At 64.3% G+C, this 13,998-nt stretch carries 13 protein-coding genes; 9 read left to right on the plus strand and 4 right to left on the minus strand.

Going from position 1 to position 13,998, the window contains the following annotated elements:
- On the plus strand, positions 1–524 hold a 524-nt coding region (locus ACVOK8_RS12045; protein WP_481567010.1), incomplete at its 5' end, for a hypothetical protein.
- Between the two features lie 4 nt (positions 525–528).
- Here the strand turns inward: ACVOK8_RS12045 and tyrS are convergent.
- Positions 529–1,743: a tyrosine--tRNA ligase gene (gene tyrS / locus ACVOK8_RS12050; protein ID WP_481567011.1), complete on the minus strand. Its 1,215-nt coding sequence runs from the start codon at positions 1,741–1,743 to the stop codon at positions 529–531.
- Positions 1,744–1,910: 167 nt separating this feature from the next.
- Between tyrS and ACVOK8_RS12055 the strand changes: the two genes are divergently transcribed.
- Together ACVOK8_RS12055 and ACVOK8_RS12060 are read left to right on the plus strand one after the other, a co-directional pair.
- Complete coding sequence (locus ACVOK8_RS12055) at positions 1,911–3,368, plus strand: peptidoglycan DD-metalloendopeptidase family protein (RefSeq protein ID WP_481567012.1); 1,458 nt, start codon at positions 1,911–1,913, stop codon at positions 3,366–3,368.
- A gap of 73 nt (positions 3,369–3,441) precedes the next feature.
- Entirely contained in the window at positions 3,442–4,566 is a 1,125-nt protein-coding gene (locus ACVOK8_RS12060; protein ID WP_481567013.1) for an anhydro-N-acetylmuramic acid kinase, read from the plus strand.
- Between the two features lie 39 nt (positions 4,567–4,605).
- On the opposite strand, the gene ACVOK8_RS12065 is transcribed toward ACVOK8_RS12060, so the two are convergent.
- The 3 genes from ACVOK8_RS12065 to ACVOK8_RS12075 all read right to left on the minus strand — a co-directional run bounded on the left by ACVOK8_RS12065 (position 4,606) and on the right by ACVOK8_RS12075 (position 7,239).
- Positions 4,606–4,833, minus strand: a complete 228-nt coding sequence (locus ACVOK8_RS12065) for a hypothetical protein (protein WP_481555387.1) — start codon at positions 4,831–4,833, stop codon at positions 4,606–4,608.
- 79 nt (positions 4,834–4,912) lie between these two features.
- Positions 4,913–6,442: an AmpG family muropeptide MFS transporter gene (locus ACVOK8_RS12070; protein ID WP_481567014.1), complete on the minus strand. Its 1,530-nt coding sequence runs from the start codon at positions 6,440–6,442 to the stop codon at positions 4,913–4,915.
- Positions 6,439–7,239, minus strand: a complete 801-nt coding sequence (locus tag ACVOK8_RS12075) for an exodeoxyribonuclease III (protein WP_481567015.1) — start codon at positions 7,237–7,239, stop codon at positions 6,439–6,441. Before ACVOK8_RS12075 ends, ACVOK8_RS12070 begins: the two co-directional genes overlap by 4 nt.
- A 197-nt stretch (positions 7,240–7,436) precedes the next feature.
- On the opposite strand from ACVOK8_RS12075, the gene pyrE reads away from it, so the two are divergent.
- The 6 genes from pyrE to kdpC all read left to right on the plus strand — a co-directional run bounded on the left by pyrE (position 7,437) and on the right by kdpC (position 13,995).
- On the plus strand, positions 7,437–8,096 hold the full coding sequence (gene pyrE / locus ACVOK8_RS12080; protein ID WP_481567016.1) for an orotate phosphoribosyltransferase: 660 nt from the start codon (positions 7,437–7,439) through the stop codon (positions 8,094–8,096).
- Between the two features lie 69 nt (positions 8,097–8,165).
- The gene (locus ACVOK8_RS12085) at positions 8,166–8,816 is read left to right on the plus strand and encodes a hypothetical protein (protein WP_481567037.1); all 651 of its coding nucleotides are present in this window, start codon (positions 8,166–8,168) and stop codon (positions 8,814–8,816) included.
- 694 nt (positions 8,817–9,510) lie between these two features.
- Positions 9,511–9,603, plus strand: a complete 93-nt coding sequence (locus tag ACVOK8_RS12090; RefSeq protein WP_054660392.1) for a potassium-transporting ATPase subunit F — start codon at positions 9,511–9,513, stop codon at positions 9,601–9,603.
- 11 nt (positions 9,604–9,614) lie between these two features.
- Positions 9,615–11,333 (plus strand): potassium-transporting ATPase subunit KdpA, encoded by a 1,719-nt coding sequence (kdpA, locus tag ACVOK8_RS12095; protein WP_481567017.1) that lies wholly within the window; start codon positions 9,615–9,617, stop codon positions 11,331–11,333.
- 8 nt (positions 11,334–11,341) lie between these two features.
- The gene (gene kdpB, locus ACVOK8_RS12100; RefSeq protein ID WP_481567018.1) at positions 11,342–13,390 is read left to right on the plus strand and encodes a potassium-transporting ATPase subunit KdpB; all 2,049 of its coding nucleotides are present in this window, start codon (positions 11,342–11,344) and stop codon (positions 13,388–13,390) included.
- A complete protein-coding gene (kdpC, locus tag ACVOK8_RS12105) occupies positions 13,387–13,995 on the plus strand; it encodes a potassium-transporting ATPase subunit KdpC (protein ID WP_481567019.1) in 609 nt (202 codons plus the stop codon). Before kdpB ends, kdpC begins: the two co-directional genes overlap by 4 nt.
- Positions 13,996–13,998 lie beyond the last annotated feature (3 nt).

Consider the following 13,998-nt stretch of genomic DNA (forward strand, 5'->3'; position numbering starts at 1 on the left):
TTTCGCTTGCATTAAAACAATTGAATCATTGCTTGATTAAACGTCTGCAAGATGGACAGTCATCCATTCCTGCAGGCGTCCTCACAAGATACCTGCGCATACTTTCAAAGAACTTCGAATCAGGCCTCAGCGCCTTCTTCGTAGGCTGCGACGTTTCCGTCGTAGCGAGCCGCCCATTATATGGTGGCTTTTTTGCTTCGTCAACACCTCATTTCGAGGCGCTGACTTCAAGCTTTCCTTCCGCTTGCGCCTCTTGCGAGGCCCCTGCGTCGGGGGAGGTGAAGTATGTGCTTCTTTGCGGGGTTTGTGAAGGGGGTGTTGGAGGTTTTTTCCAACTTTCGTTCATTGGCCCGCTGGAGAAGCTGGGGGTGCTTTGCTTGCACCTTATTAGTGTGCGGAGCCAAAGCCGTATAGATGCGCTGATTGAGCTTACGGTGCTGCGGAAACAACACCGCTCCGCTCTGCCCTCACCCCAACCCCTCTCCCGCAAGCGGGAGAGGGGCTTTGGCCAGCTTGGGCTTTGAGCACTTAGGTGCTTGCCACCAACAGGACGCGGGCGAAGGTGCGCTTGCCTACCTGCAGCAGACCTTCGAAGCCGGGCTGCAGTACGGTCTGGGCATCTTCGACTACCTCGCCGTCCACCTTTACCGCACGCTCCTTGAGCTTGCGTGAGGCTTCGGAGTTGCTCGGGGTCAGGCCGGCAGCGGTCAGCAGCGCGCCGATACGCAGGCCTTCGGCCGGAATGGCGACTTCCTGCAGCGGCAGCTGGGTGATGTCGCCCTGCCCGGTTACCGCAGCATTCCAACCGGCAATAGCCTGCTCGGCGGCGGCGGCATCGTGGAAACGTGTGGTCAGCTCGCGCGCCAGGCGCAACTTGATCTCGCGCGGGTTGATGGTGCCGGCCTCGACGTCGGCGCGCAGCTGCTTGGCCTCGTCAATGGAGATGTCGAAGCTGAGCAGGTCGATCCAGCGCCACATCAAGGTGTCGTCCACCTTCATGGTCTTGGTGACCATGTCGATGGCTGGCTCGCTGATGCCAATGTAGTTGTTCAGCGACTTGGACATCTTGTTGACGCCGTCCAGGCCTTCCAGCAGCGGCATGGTTAGTACGATCTGTGCCTTCTGGCCGTGGTGCTCCTGCAGGCCACGGCCCATCAGCAGGTTGAACTTCTGGTCGGTGCCACCGAGCTCAACGTCCGCCTCCAGGGCCACCGAGTCGTAGCCCTGCACCAGCGGGTAGAGGAACTCGTGGATGGCGATGGACTGCTGGGCGGCGTAGCGCTTGGCGAAATCGTCGCGCTCGAGCATGCGAGCAACGGTGTGCTGGCCGGCCAGGCGGATCATGTCAGCCGCGCTCATCTTGCCGAACCACTCGGAATTGAAGCGGACTTCGGTCTTCTCGCGGTCCAGCACCTTGAATACCTGCTCTTCATAGGTGCGCGCATTGGCCAGCACGTCTTCCTTGCTGAGCGGCTTGCGGGTCAGGCTCTTGCCGGACGGGTCGCCGATCATGCCGGTGAAGTCGCCGATCAGGAAAATGACCTGGTGGCCGAGGTCCTGGAACTGGCGCAGCTTGTTCAGCAATACGGTGTGGCCCAGGTGCAGGTCCGGTGCGGTGGGGTCGAAGCCGGCCTTCACACGCAGTGGGTGGCCGCTTTCCAGACGCTGGCGCAGGTCTTCCACTTTGAGGATCTCGTCGGCTCCGCGACCGATCAGGGCAAGGGCTTCATCAATCGAGGACACGCTAAAACTCCCGACTTCGCAGTCAAAAACATGAATGGTGTTAAGTACAAGTTAACCACGTTAACCGATTGAAAAGCCATGCGGCTCAATGGTTTGACGCGGTATTGATAGGTGTCTATGTTACCTGCGTTTGGGCCCGCGATCCGGGTCGACCAGAGAACCGACCGATGTCCCAACCCGATCATGGCTCCGCGCGCAAACAGCGCTTCCAGGAAAGACTGCATGTCCTGCACGACAACGCCCTGCATCGGAAGTTGAAGGAACATCTGCCCGCCGCGTTCAACGAACGCTGGAACCGGCGGCATTGGATCCACGCCAGCCTGTTCGTCACCATCGGTGCGTTGGCGGCGACGATTGTTCCCGGCTTTTCTAATTCGATCGACAGCAATCTGCCGGCCGCGCATTCCACGCTTGCCCTGCCCTTGCCGCCGCTGTCTCTTGCGCGCCGCGGCGAAACCCCGGGCGACAGCTGGCAGATCCAGCGGGTGGAACGCGGCCAGACCCTGAGTGACCTGTTCGCCGCTGCTGGCGTGCCGGCCAGCACGATGCAAAAGGTGCTCGATCATCCCGGCACCCGCGAGGTGCTTACCAAGCTGCGCCCCGGCGCCGAAATCGCCTTCGATCTGCCGGTCAATGGCGCGCTGCGCACGATCCGCTTCGACCGCGATGCCAATCACCGCGTGGAGCTGACCCTGCAGGGCGACCAGATCCGCGAAAAGGTCAGCGAGCGTGCAACCAGCACCCGCACCGTGGTGGCCAGCGGTGAGATCACCAGTTCGCTGTACAACGCCGCCCGCAAGGCTGGCTTGTCGCCGTCGGCCATCGCCACGATGACCGATGAAATCTTCAAGTACGACATCGACTTCTCCAAGGACCTGCAGCCCGGCGACCGCTTCAGCGTGGTGCTGGACGAAACCTGGCGCGAAGGCGAGCGCATCGACACCAGCAAGATCCTGGCGGCGACCTTCCAGACCGGCGGCAAGACCTATACCGGCTTCCGCTTCGATCGCGCCGGCAAGTCGGAATACTTCGACCTCAACGGCCGTTCGCTGAAGAAGAGCTTCATCCGTTCGCCGATCCAGTTCGCCCGCCTGAGCTCGAACTTCGGCACCCGCCGCCATCCCATTCTCGGCACCATGCGCACCCACAAGGGCGTGGACTACGCCGCGCGCACCGGCACCCCGATCATGGCCGCCGGCGACGCCCGCGTGCAGTTCGCCGGCACCCAGCGCGGTTACGGCAATGTGGTTATCCTCGACCACGGCAGCGGTCACACCACGCTGTACGGGCATATGTCGCGGCTGGGCCCCTACCGTGCGGGCCAGCGCGTGAACCAGGGCCAGGTGATCGGCTACGTGGGTTCCACCGGCATGTCGACCGGGCCGCATCTGCACTACGAATTCCGCGTCAATGGCGTGCACCGCAACCCGCTGTCGGTGACGATGCCGCCACCGCAGCCGCTGCAGGGCGCCGATCTGGCTGCGTTCCGCGCGCAGACCGCACCGGCGATGGCGCGCATCCAGGGCATGGAAGAGCTGATCTACGCCGATGCTGGCGACAGCAAGAAGCCGGCAGCCACGCAGACTGCCGCAGCCGCACCGGCAGCCGGTGGCAAGCGCGGCTGAGCCAGCGCACCACCGTTGACGATACGGGCAGGGAGCTTGAAGCTTCCCTGCCCGTTTCTTTTCAGCGACCGCCATGACTTCTGTTGATCCGCAGCTGCCGTTGTTTCTTGGCCTGATGTCCGGCACCAGTGCCGACGGCATCGATGCGGCGCTGGTGCAGTTTCCGCCGAGCGGCGGATGCCACTTCGTGCACGGTTACACCCATGCCTGGGAGGGCGCGACCCGCGATGCCTTGATCGCGCTGGGCCAAGGCGGTGAGCCCGCGTCGATGGATGCACTGGGCCAGCTGGATGCCACGGTCGGAATTGCCTTCGCCAGCGCTGCCAACCAGCTGCTGGAAGAAGCCGGGGTGCAGCGCGCGCAGGTGCAGGCGATCGGTTCGCATGGGCAGACCATTCGTCATCGGCCACTGAGCACTCCGGCTTTCACCTGGCAGCTCGGCGATGCCAACCGTATTGCCGAGCTGACCGGCATCACCACCGTTGCCGATTTCCGCCGCCGCGATGTGGCTGCTGGCGGGCACGGCGCGCCGCTGATGCCGGCCTTCCATCTGGCAATGCTGGGCAGCGCCGACGAAGACCGCGCGGTGCTCAACCTCGGCGGCATCGCCAACCTGAGCCTGATTGCGCGCGATGGCAGCATCCGCGGTTTCGATACCGGCCCGGCCAATGCCTTGCTGGATGGCTGGTGCCAGCGCCATCTTGGTCATGCGTTTGATGCCGATGGCGCGTTTGCTGCCAGTGGCCGGGTGGATGAAGGCTTGTTGGCGCGATTGCTGGCTGAGCCATGGTTTGCGTTGCCGCCGCCGAAGAGCACCGGTCGCGAGCAGTTCCACCTGGAATGGGTGGAGGCGCAGCTGGGCATGAATGCGTTGGCACCTGCGGATGTGCAGGCAACGTTGTTGGAGCTGACCGCAGCCACGGTGGCCGATGCGCTGCTGGCACAGCTGCCGGGTGCGCGGCGGGTGCTGGTCTGCGGTGGTGGTGTGCGTAATCCGCAGCTGTTGTTGAGGCTGCAGGCGCGGCTACCGGGTGTGCTGATTGGTTCCAGTGCCGAGCACGGATTGGACCCGGATTACATGGAAGCGATGGGCTTTGCGTGGCTGGCGCAGGAAACGCTGGCTGGGCGGCCGGGCAACCTGCCCAGCGTCAGCGGCGCGCGCGGGCCGAGGATTCTGGGCGCGATTCATTTGGCGTAAGGCGCTGCGGATAGACGGTAGGCTCGGCTCTACAGGTGCTTAGATGTCGCTGCCGGTGGGTAGTGCCTGCAGGGCTTTGATGGCCTCGGACAGGACGTCTACTTCGGGATCCTCGAATCCGCCACGTACATGGTGCTCGCTGGTGAACAGGCCTTGCTCGAGCAGGGCCAGACAGGTTTGCTCGCGGGTCCAGCCGCGCGCCACCGACAGGCGGCGGATGCGCTCCATCAGCAGCGGATCGATATCACGCAGAGTCACGTCAGCCATGTGCACCACACTACTGTCGGCGGAGCCCCCCAGCGGCATCATCAACGACACCGCCGGAGGATTCAATCGGCGCGGTGCATCAACCAGCGCGCGACAGCTGGGTGGTGGCGTCGACCTCGCGTCGCAGCCACCACGCCATCAGCAGGCCTGGCAGGCCCACCACCACCGACACCAGGAAGAATATCTGCCAGCCATAGGCGTCGGCCAATACACCGGCAAAAGGCCCGACAAACACCCGGCCCAAGGTCGCAAATGCCGATAGCAAGGCGTAATGGGTGGCGGAGAAACGTGTTCCGCAGAGACCACTAAGCAACGCAACAAATGCGGCCGTGCCCATGCCCCCGGCAAAATTGTCCAGGCTCAAGGCGAACAGCAGCAGGCCATCCATCGGCGTGGGATGGTCCAGATGGACGATCAGCAGGTTGAACGCCGGCACTTCAACCGTGCCCCAGGCCCCTGCCCCTTCCCGCGCCAACAGGTAGAAGCCGAGGTTGGACACCAGTTGCAGCACGCCAAAACCGATCACCGCCGTCGACAGGCGCAGACGCAGCAGAAAGAAGCCACCGACGATGGCGCCCACAATCGTCATCAGCAAGCCGATGGTCTTGTTGGCCAAGCCCACTTCAGCCTGGCTGAAGCCCATGCCCTTGAGCAGGAAGGGGGTGGACAGGCTCAGCGCGAACGCATCGCCGACCTTGTACAGCACCACCAGTGCCAGGAACGCACCCGCGCCGCGCATGCCGAAATAGCTGCGCAGCGATGCATTGAGCGTCTCGAACCGCACCCAACGGGTGACGCCCAGCCCCAATACCATTGCCGCCGCGATCTGGGTGACGACGAACACCAGCCGCACCCAACGATCCGCACTGTGCGGATCCAATCCGATCAGCACCAGCGCCTGATGCGCCAGCCATGCACCCAGCGCCACGCCCGCGACCAGTGCCAGAAAACCACGCAGCTCGCCGCCAGCCTTGGAAACCGGTGCCTTGAAGCGCTCCGGCAGCTGCGGCATCAACAGCAGTGCCAATACGCCGACCGCTACCGACAGGCCTGCCATGACCCGATAGACCTGCGGCCAGCTCTGCCATTGCTCGGCCCAGATCAGGGTGATGCCGCCAGACAGGACCATCGCCAGCCGGTAACCCAGCACGGTCAGCGAACCACCCAGGCCGCGCTCGGCCGGCGCCAGCAGGTCGGTGCGATAGGCGTCAATCACCACATCCAGCGTGGCCGACAAGCAGGCCACAAGCACCGCCACAGACGCGAACAGCGCCAGGTTGCGTGATGGCGACAGCGTGCTCATCAAGGTCAATGCCGCGCCCAGCGCGAACAGCATCAGCACGATCCAGCCGCGCCTGCGGCCGAGCAGCGGCAGATCGAAGCGGTCGATCAGTGGTGCCCACAGGAACTTGAAGGTGTAGGGGATGCCGATCAGCGACAGGAAGCCAAGCGTGACCAGGTCCAACCCGTCCACCGTCAGCCAGGCCTGCATCGCGCCACCGGTCAGCGCCAGTGGCAGGCCGGAGGCAAAACCGAGCAGCAGGATCACGAACAACCGGCGCAGGCGTTGCAGCCCGGCCGGCGGGGCTTCCACTACCGCTTCACTCACAGGTCGTAGTCCACGGTAAACGGCGCGTGATCGGAGAAGCGCTGGCCGGTATAGATCGAGCTGCCGCGCAGGCGCTCACGCAGGCCCGGGGTGACGAACTGGTAGTCGATGCGCCAACCGACGTCGTTGGCACGGGCCGCGCCGCGGTTGCTCCACCAGGTGTAATCCTGGCCTTGCGGATGCAGCGCGCGGTAGGCATCGACCCAGCCGCGGCCGTTGGCGGTATCGGTCAACTCGGCCTGGTCGGCGCAGAAGCCGTTCATCCAGTCGCGCTCCTGCGGCAGGCAGCCGGAGTTCTTCTGGTTGGATTTCCAGTTCTTGATGTCCAGCGCGCTGCGCACGATGTTCCAGTCGCCGCACAGGACGTAGTCACGGCCGCTGGCCAGCCATTCGTCGAGGATCGGCTTCAGCCATTCCATCACCTCGTACTTGAAGCCCTGGCGTAGATCGCCCGAGGAACCGGAGGGGATATAGAACGAGACCACGCTGAGGTTGCCGAAGCGTGCCTCGATGTAGCGGCCCTCGTCGTCGAACGGTGCCCAGCCCAGTGCGGTACGCACCTCGTCCGGCTCGCGTCGGCTCCAGATGCCTACACCGCTATAGCCCTTCTTGGTGATGGCATCGCGGTAGAAGCAGTGATGGCCATCCGGGCGGAACAGCGCGTCGGTCAGCTGCGACTCCTGCGCCTTGGTTTCCTGGATGCAGAGCACGTCGGCCTGCTGGGCCAGGAACCACTCGTTGAAGCCCTTGGTGGTGGCCGAACGGATGCCGTTGGCGTTGAAACTTATGATGCGCATGAAGGACCGCTATTGGGAAAGCTCAAGACCGGTACAGCATACCGCCCGGACCCGGGCGGCCGACAAACCGGGCCTGCGCTGTCTTCTGACAGCGGCTCGGCCGAACGGCCAAGCCGGGCCCGGAGCCGCAGCGCAGCAATTGCAAGGGCCATGCTTTACCCTAGGAACCTCAATAGACGATAAGACAGCGTATTTACATGAGTGACCACCGTTCCCGTTTCCTGCAGCTGGCGTTGAACGCCGACGCGCTGCGTTTTGGCCAGTTCACCCTGAAGTCTGGCCGGGTAAGCCCGTATTTCTTCAATGCAGGCCGTTTTGACACTGGCCTGGCGCTGGCCCAGTTGGGCAACTGCTACGCCGACGCCATCGACGACGCCGGTATTGCCTTCGACCAGCTGTTCGGCCCGGCGTACAAGGGCATCCCGCTGGCCACCGCGATTGCCTGCGAGTTCTCGCACCGCGGCCGCAACCTGCCATTGACCTTCAACCGCAAGGAAACCAAGGACCACGGCGAAGGCGGCACTCTGATCGGCGCCGACATGGCCGGCAAGCGCATCCTGATCGTCGACGACGTGATCACCGCCGGCACCGCCATCCGCGAGGCCCTGGCCATCATCCGCGAAGCCAAGGGCATCCCGGCCGGTATCGTGGTGGCGCTGGACCGTCAGGAAATCGCTTCGGAAGAAGACCGCCGTTCAGCCGCGCAGGCCGTGTCTGCCGAAACCGGCATTCCGGTGATTGCCGTGGCCAATCTGGCCGACCTGCTTGCATTCGCGTCCGGGAACCCGGAACTTGTTGGCTATCGCGAACCGTTGCTGGCCTACCGTGGCCGCTACGGGAGCAATCCGACAGGCTGATAGCAGGGGGCTGCCATGGTGCCGAATCCGTCCAAAACCACTGCAACGTTATTGCTGATGCTGGCAGCGCTGGCAATGCCGGCGCTGGCCCAGAACAAGCCGTCCGATGCTGGCAAGAAGCTGTACTGCTGGGATGAGGGCGGCGAGCGCATCTGTTCGGACACCTTGCCACCGGAAGCGGTGAACAAGGCGCGCGAGGAGTTCAACGCACGCAGCGGCATCCGTGGTGCCGATGTGCAGCGCGCGCTCACCGCCGAAGAACGTGCTGACGCGGCCTTGGCCAAAGCACAACAGGAAGTGGACGCAGCGGCGGCGGACACGCGCAAGCGTACCGAGCAGGCGATGCTGTCCACGTACGCCACTGAAGATGATCTGCGCCGTGTATTCAGTGAACGCACGGCGATTGTCGACAACAACGTCAAGACCGCCATCTTCAACGTGACCAGCCTGCGTGGTGCCTTGGCCTCCCAGCTCGCCACAGCCGGTAACAGGGAGCTGGCCGGGCAGAAGGTACCTGACAAGCAGGCCGGCGAGATCCGCCAGCGGCACAACGAACTGCTGGCGCAGCTGCGTCTGCAGACTGCCTTCGAGCAGCAGCGACAGGCGCTGGAAGTTGAAATTGCCGAGAGTTTGGCGCGGTACCGTGAACTAAAGGGGATTGCTGCGCCGGCTTCAGCTGCGGCCGCCCCTGCTGCCAGTGCAGAGCCAGCCAAAGGCTGAGCGGCGTACGCGCTAGACGGTAGTGCCGAGCCATGCTCGGCAGGAGCTCTATCGATAAATTGTCGGATTGCGAATGAAAGCGGCCTTGGGGCCGCTTTTTTTAGAAGCTTCCAGTCAAAAGCTTCCCCTCATCCGCCCTCCGGGCACCTTCTCCCGCAGGCGGGAGAAGGGAAAAGCCTCCCCTCATCCGCCCTCCAGGGCACCTTCTCGCGCAAGCGGGAGAAGGGAGGGATTGGCTCCCTGCGTGTGAAAGTCCGCGAGTTGCTGAAAGTCCACGGGCGGCTGAAAGCCCGCGAACTGCAGCAGAGCCAGCCGCAGGCCAGGGCTGTCCCTTCTCCCGTTCACGGGAGAAGGTGCCCAGAAGGGGCGGATGAGGGGGCTTCTGGCTTCTGGCTTCTGGCTTCTGGCTTCTGGCTTCTGGCTTCTGGCTTGTGGCTTGTGGCTTTCGCTTTCGCTACTGCTCCGGCTCTACTCCCACAGCAATCCCACCCGCATCGCCCAAAACCCCTCTTTTTACGCGCCTTTTACGCCAGCCCCGCCCCATCAGCGTCGATCGTTTACGCCCACCAGGCGGACGATAGCGGCCTGATCGGGGTGATCAGACTTGTCGTTCGCGCCTGCCTGCCGCCCTACCCGTCCACTGACGCGTTTTCCGGCAGTCCCGGCCGCGTCCTGATCGTAATTCGAGGTTTCCATGCCCGGCTGGCTTGCTCTGTTGTGCGGCGTAGTGGTGCTGATCGCCGCTGCCTACCTGTTGTACGCGGTCCTACGACCTGAGTCGTTCTGAGGAGCGCCGTCGTGATTGAACCCATCCTCATCATTCTGGCCAGCCTGGCGCTGGCCTGGCCGCTCGGCCTGTACCTGGCGCGCTTGATGCGCGGTACGCCGATGCGTATCGACGCCCTCTTCCATTGGATCGAAAAACCGCTGTACCGCGTGCTTGGCGTTGATCCCAAGCACTCCATGTCCTGGCGCGGCTACGTGGTCGCGTTCCTGCTCAGCAACCTGGTGTTGGCGGTGCTGACCCAGGCGGTGTTCATGACCCAGGCCTGGTTGCCGTTGAACCCGGACAACATCCCCAACATGCGCTGGGACACCGCGTTCCACACCATGGTGTCGTTCCTGACCAACACCAACCAGCAGCACTACAGCGGTCAGGCGCAGCTGTCCTACTTCTCGCAGATGACCGGCATCACCGGCCTGCAGGTGATCACCCCGATGATGGGCCTGGCACTTGCGGTGGCAACGCTGCGCGCCTTGTTCATGAAACCGGCGACCGGCGACAACAGCAACGCTCCGGTGCGCGTCACCGTAGGTAACTACTACGCCGACGTGGTGCGCCTGTGCCTGCGCTTCCTGCTGCCGCTGTGCCTGGTGTGGACACTGCTGCTGAACTGGCAGGGCGTACCTTCCACGCTGGCCGCTGGCCCGCAGGCCACGCCGATCGATGCCAGTGCCGGCATGGAAACGCAGAAGATCCCGCTCGGCCCGGTCGCGGCGATGGTCGCGGCTAAGCAGCTCGGCGCCAATGGCGGCGGCTGGTATGGCCCGAACAGCAGTTTCCCGCTGGAAAACCCTACGCCCGTGTCGAATGCACTGGAAATGGTCGGCATCCTGCTGATCCCGATGGCCATCATCTGCATGCTCGGTGCCTTTACCGGACGGCGTCGCTTTGGCGCCCTGGTGTTCGGCTGCATGCTGACCATGTCGGTGCTGTCCACCAGCGCCAGCCTGTGGCTGGAAGGTCACAGCGCCAGCGCCGCCAGTGCGTTGCTGATGGAGGGCAAGGAAGCCCGATTCGGTGCCGATGGCACCGCGCTGTGGTCGTCCATCACCACCCAGGTGCAGAACGGCTCGGTCAACGGCATGCATGATTCGCTGAGCCCGCTCGGCGGCATGATGCCCATCGTCAACATGTTGATCAGTGCGATCTGGGGCGGCATTGGCTGCGGTATCCAGCAGTTCCTGGTCTATCTGATGATGGCGGTGTTCCTGGCCGGTCTGATGACCGGGCGCACGCCCGAACTGCTGGGTCGCAAACTGGAAACGCCGCAGGTACGCCTGCTCGCGGTGCTGGTGCTGCTGCAACCGATCACTCTGCTCGGATTGACCGCGCTGACCCTGGCCATCCCCGGCCTGGCAGGCACCTCCAATCCTGGTTTCCATGGCATCAGCCAGGTGTTCTACGAGTTCACTTCAGCCTATGCCAACAACGGCTCCGGCTTTGAAGGACTGGCTGACAACACCGTCTGGTGGAACCTGAGTTGCGCGCTGGTGTTGGCACTGGGTCGGTTCCCGATCCTGATCATCCCGCTGATCATCGCCACCCAGTTGGCCGCCAAGAAGCAGGTACCGCAAAGCGCCGGCAGCCTGCAGATTGAAACCCCGACCTTCGCATTGACGCTTGTCTGCGTGGTCATCGTCCTTACCGTGCTGCAGTTCCTGCCAGCGCTGGTGCTTGGCCCGGTGGCCGAACACCTGAGCCTGCTGGCCCTGCAGGGAGCCGCCTCACCGTGAACGCCCCCATGAACCGTTCTGCTTCTCCTGCGGCATCGCGCCGCCCCGCCCTGCTCGATGCGGCCGGCCTGCGCCGCGCACTGCTCGACTCGGTACGCAAGCTGTCGCCGTTGCACCTGCTGCACAACCCGGTGATGGCGGTGGTGATGGTCGGCACCGTGCTGGCGCTGATCGTCACCCTCAGCGGCAGCGCGCCGTTGGGCTTTGGTCTGGCCGTCACTGCGATCCTGCTGGTGACGGTGTTGTTCGGCAATTTCGCCGAAGCCGTGGCCGAAACACGTGGTCGTGGCCAGGCCGCGTCGCTGCGACGTGCCCGTCAGGACCTGGTCGCACGGCGAGTCGCCACGCCGTTGCAGGGTGCTGCCGAAAGCCGTGTGCCGGCTGCCGAGCTGCGCCCGGGCGAGTATGTGATCGTCAGTGCCGGCGAGTTCGTGCCGGCCGATGGCGAGATCGTGCGTGGCCTGGCCACCATCAATGAAGCGGCGGTTACCGGCGAATCGGCACCGGTACTGCGCGAGGCCGACACCGACCGTTCCGGCGTGATCGGCGGCACCAAGGTGCTGTCCGACGAGATCGTGGTGCGGGTCAGTGCCGAGCCGGGTCATAGCTTCCTGGACCGCATGATCGCGCTGGTGGAAGGTGCGAACCGGCAGAAGACGCCGAACGAAATCGCGCTGACCCTGTTGCTGGCGGCAATGTCGCTGACCTTCCTGGTGGTGGTGGCGACGCTGCCGGCGATTGCAGGCTTTGTCGGCGTCACGGTTGATCCGCTGCTGCTGATCGCGCTGCTGGTGTGTCTGATCCCGACCACCATCGGCGGCCTGCTGCCGGCCATCGGCATCGCAGGCATGAACCGTGCGCTGTCGGCCAATGTGCTGGCCAAATCCGGCAAGGCTGTAGAAGTGGCGGGTGACGTCGACGTGCTGCTGCTGGACAAGACCGGCACCATCACTTACGGCGACCGTCAGGCCACTCACTTCCATCCGCTGGCCGGCATCGACGCCGCGCAGCTACGTGAAGCATCACTGCTGTCCTCACTCGCCGACCCGACCCCGGAAGGTAAATCCATCGTGCGCCTGGCCCGCGAGCAGGCCTGCACCACCGCCGAACCGGAGAAAGCGGAGTACCTGTCCTTCACCGCACAAACCCGCATGTCCGGCGTCGACCTGGACAACGGCCGCAGCATCCGCAAGGGCGCTGGCGATGCCATCACCGCGCATGTACTGGCGCTCGGCGGCACGGTGCCGAACGAGCTGCAGGCGCGGGTGGACCAGGTTGCCCGCCGCGGTGCCACGCCGCTGGTGGTCAGCGAAGGCCGGCATGTGCTCGGTGTGGTGGAACTGGCCGACGTGGTCAAGCACGGCATGCGCGAGAAGTTCGCCCAGCTGCGGGCAATGGGCATCCGTACGGTGATGATCACTGGCGACAACCCGCTCACCGCCGCCGCCATCGCCGCCGAGGCCGGTGTCGATGACTACATCGCGCAGGCACGACCGGAAGACAAGCTGGCGCGCATCCGTGCCGAGCAGGCCGGCGGCCGGCTGGTGGCAATGGTCGGTGACGGCACCAACGATGCACCAGCGCTTGCCCAGGCCGATATTGGCTTGGCGATGAACTCCGGTACCCAGGCGGCCAAGGAAGCCGGCAACATGGTCGATCTGGATTCGGACCCAGCCAAGCTGCTGGCGGTGGTGGAAGTGGGCAAGCAGCAACTGCTCACCCGCGGCGCGCTGACCACCTTCTCGCTGGCCAATGACGTCTCCAAGTACTTCGCGATCCTGCCGGCGCTGTTCGCCGCCAGCATCCCGTCGATGGCAGCCTTGAACGTGATGCAGCTGTCGAGCCCGCGCAATGCGGTGCTGGCTGCGCTGATCTTCAACGCGCTGGTGATCCCTGCCCTGATCCCGCTTGCCCTGCGTGGTGTGCGCTTCCGGCCAGCCACCGCCACCGCGCTGCTGCGGCGGAACATGCTGGTGTACGGCTTGGGCGGCGTGCTGCTGCCATTTGCGGCCATCAAGGCCATCGATCTTCTGCTTGCTCTGGTATTTGGCGCATGAACACCTCCAACACTTCCTCCCGTCGTTCCGGCAACCCGCTGTGGCGGCCGGCCATTGGTCTGTCACTGTTCGGCCTGCTCGGCACCGGCCTGGTCTATGCGGTGCTGGCGACCGGCATCTCCGGCTCGCTGTTTCCGGCGCAGGCTGACGGCAGCCTGATCCGCGATGCCGACGGCCAGGTGCGTGGATCGCTGTATCTGGCGCAGCCGTTCGCTGCGGACGACTATTTCCAGACGCGTCCTTCGGCCGCCAACTACGATCCGATGGCCGCAGCCGGCAGCAATATGGCGCGCAGCAATCCGGACCTGGTCAAGCGCGTCAGCGACGCCACTGCTGCCACCGCAGCGCGTGAAAAGATCGATCCGGCCAAGGTGCCGGGCGATCTGGTCACGCAGTCGGCCAGCGGCTTGGACCCGGAGCTGTCACCTGCTGCCGTACAGGTGCAGGTGGCGCGCGTGGCTGCTGCACGTGGTTTGCCGCTGGCACAGGTGCAGGCGCTGGTTGATGCACAGCTGCAGGACCGCCAATGGGGTGTGTTCGGCCAGCCACGCATCAACGTGATTGCCCTCAACCGGGCGCTGGATCAGGCCGCGCATGCGCGGTGATGT

Source organism: Stenotrophomonas sp. STEN083, from assembly GCF_056759195.1.

What these genes read in the sequence shown, in the direction of transcription:
- ACVOK8_RS12055 (WP_481567012.1), top strand. Translation starts at nt 1,911, where the DNA reads ATGTCCCAACCCGATCATGGCTCCGCGCGCAAACAGCGCTTCCAGGAA.
- ACVOK8_RS12060 (WP_481567013.1), top strand. Translation starts at nt 3,442, where the DNA reads ATGACTTCTGTTGATCCGCAGCTGCCGTTGTTTCTTGGCCTGATGTCC.
- ACVOK8_RS12065 (WP_481555387.1), bottom strand. Translation starts at nt 4,833, where the DNA reads ATGGCTGACGTGACTCTGCGTGATATCGATCCGCTGCTGATGGAGCGC.
- ACVOK8_RS12075 (WP_481567015.1), bottom strand. Translation starts at nt 7,239, where the DNA reads ATGCGCATCATAAGTTTCAACGCCAACGGCATCCGTTCGGCCACCACC.
- pyrE (WP_481567016.1), top strand. Translation starts at nt 7,437, where the DNA reads ATGAGTGACCACCGTTCCCGTTTCCTGCAGCTGGCGTTGAACGCCGAC.
- ACVOK8_RS12090 (WP_054660392.1), top strand. Translation starts at nt 9,511, where the DNA reads ATGCCCGGCTGGCTTGCTCTGTTGTGCGGCGTAGTGGTGCTGATCGCC.
- kdpB (WP_481567018.1), top strand. Translation starts at nt 11,342, where the DNA reads ATGAACCGTTCTGCTTCTCCTGCGGCATCGCGCCGCCCCGCCCTGCTC.
- kdpC (WP_481567019.1), top strand. Translation starts at nt 13,387, where the DNA reads ATGAACACCTCCAACACTTCCTCCCGTCGTTCCGGCAACCCGCTGTGG.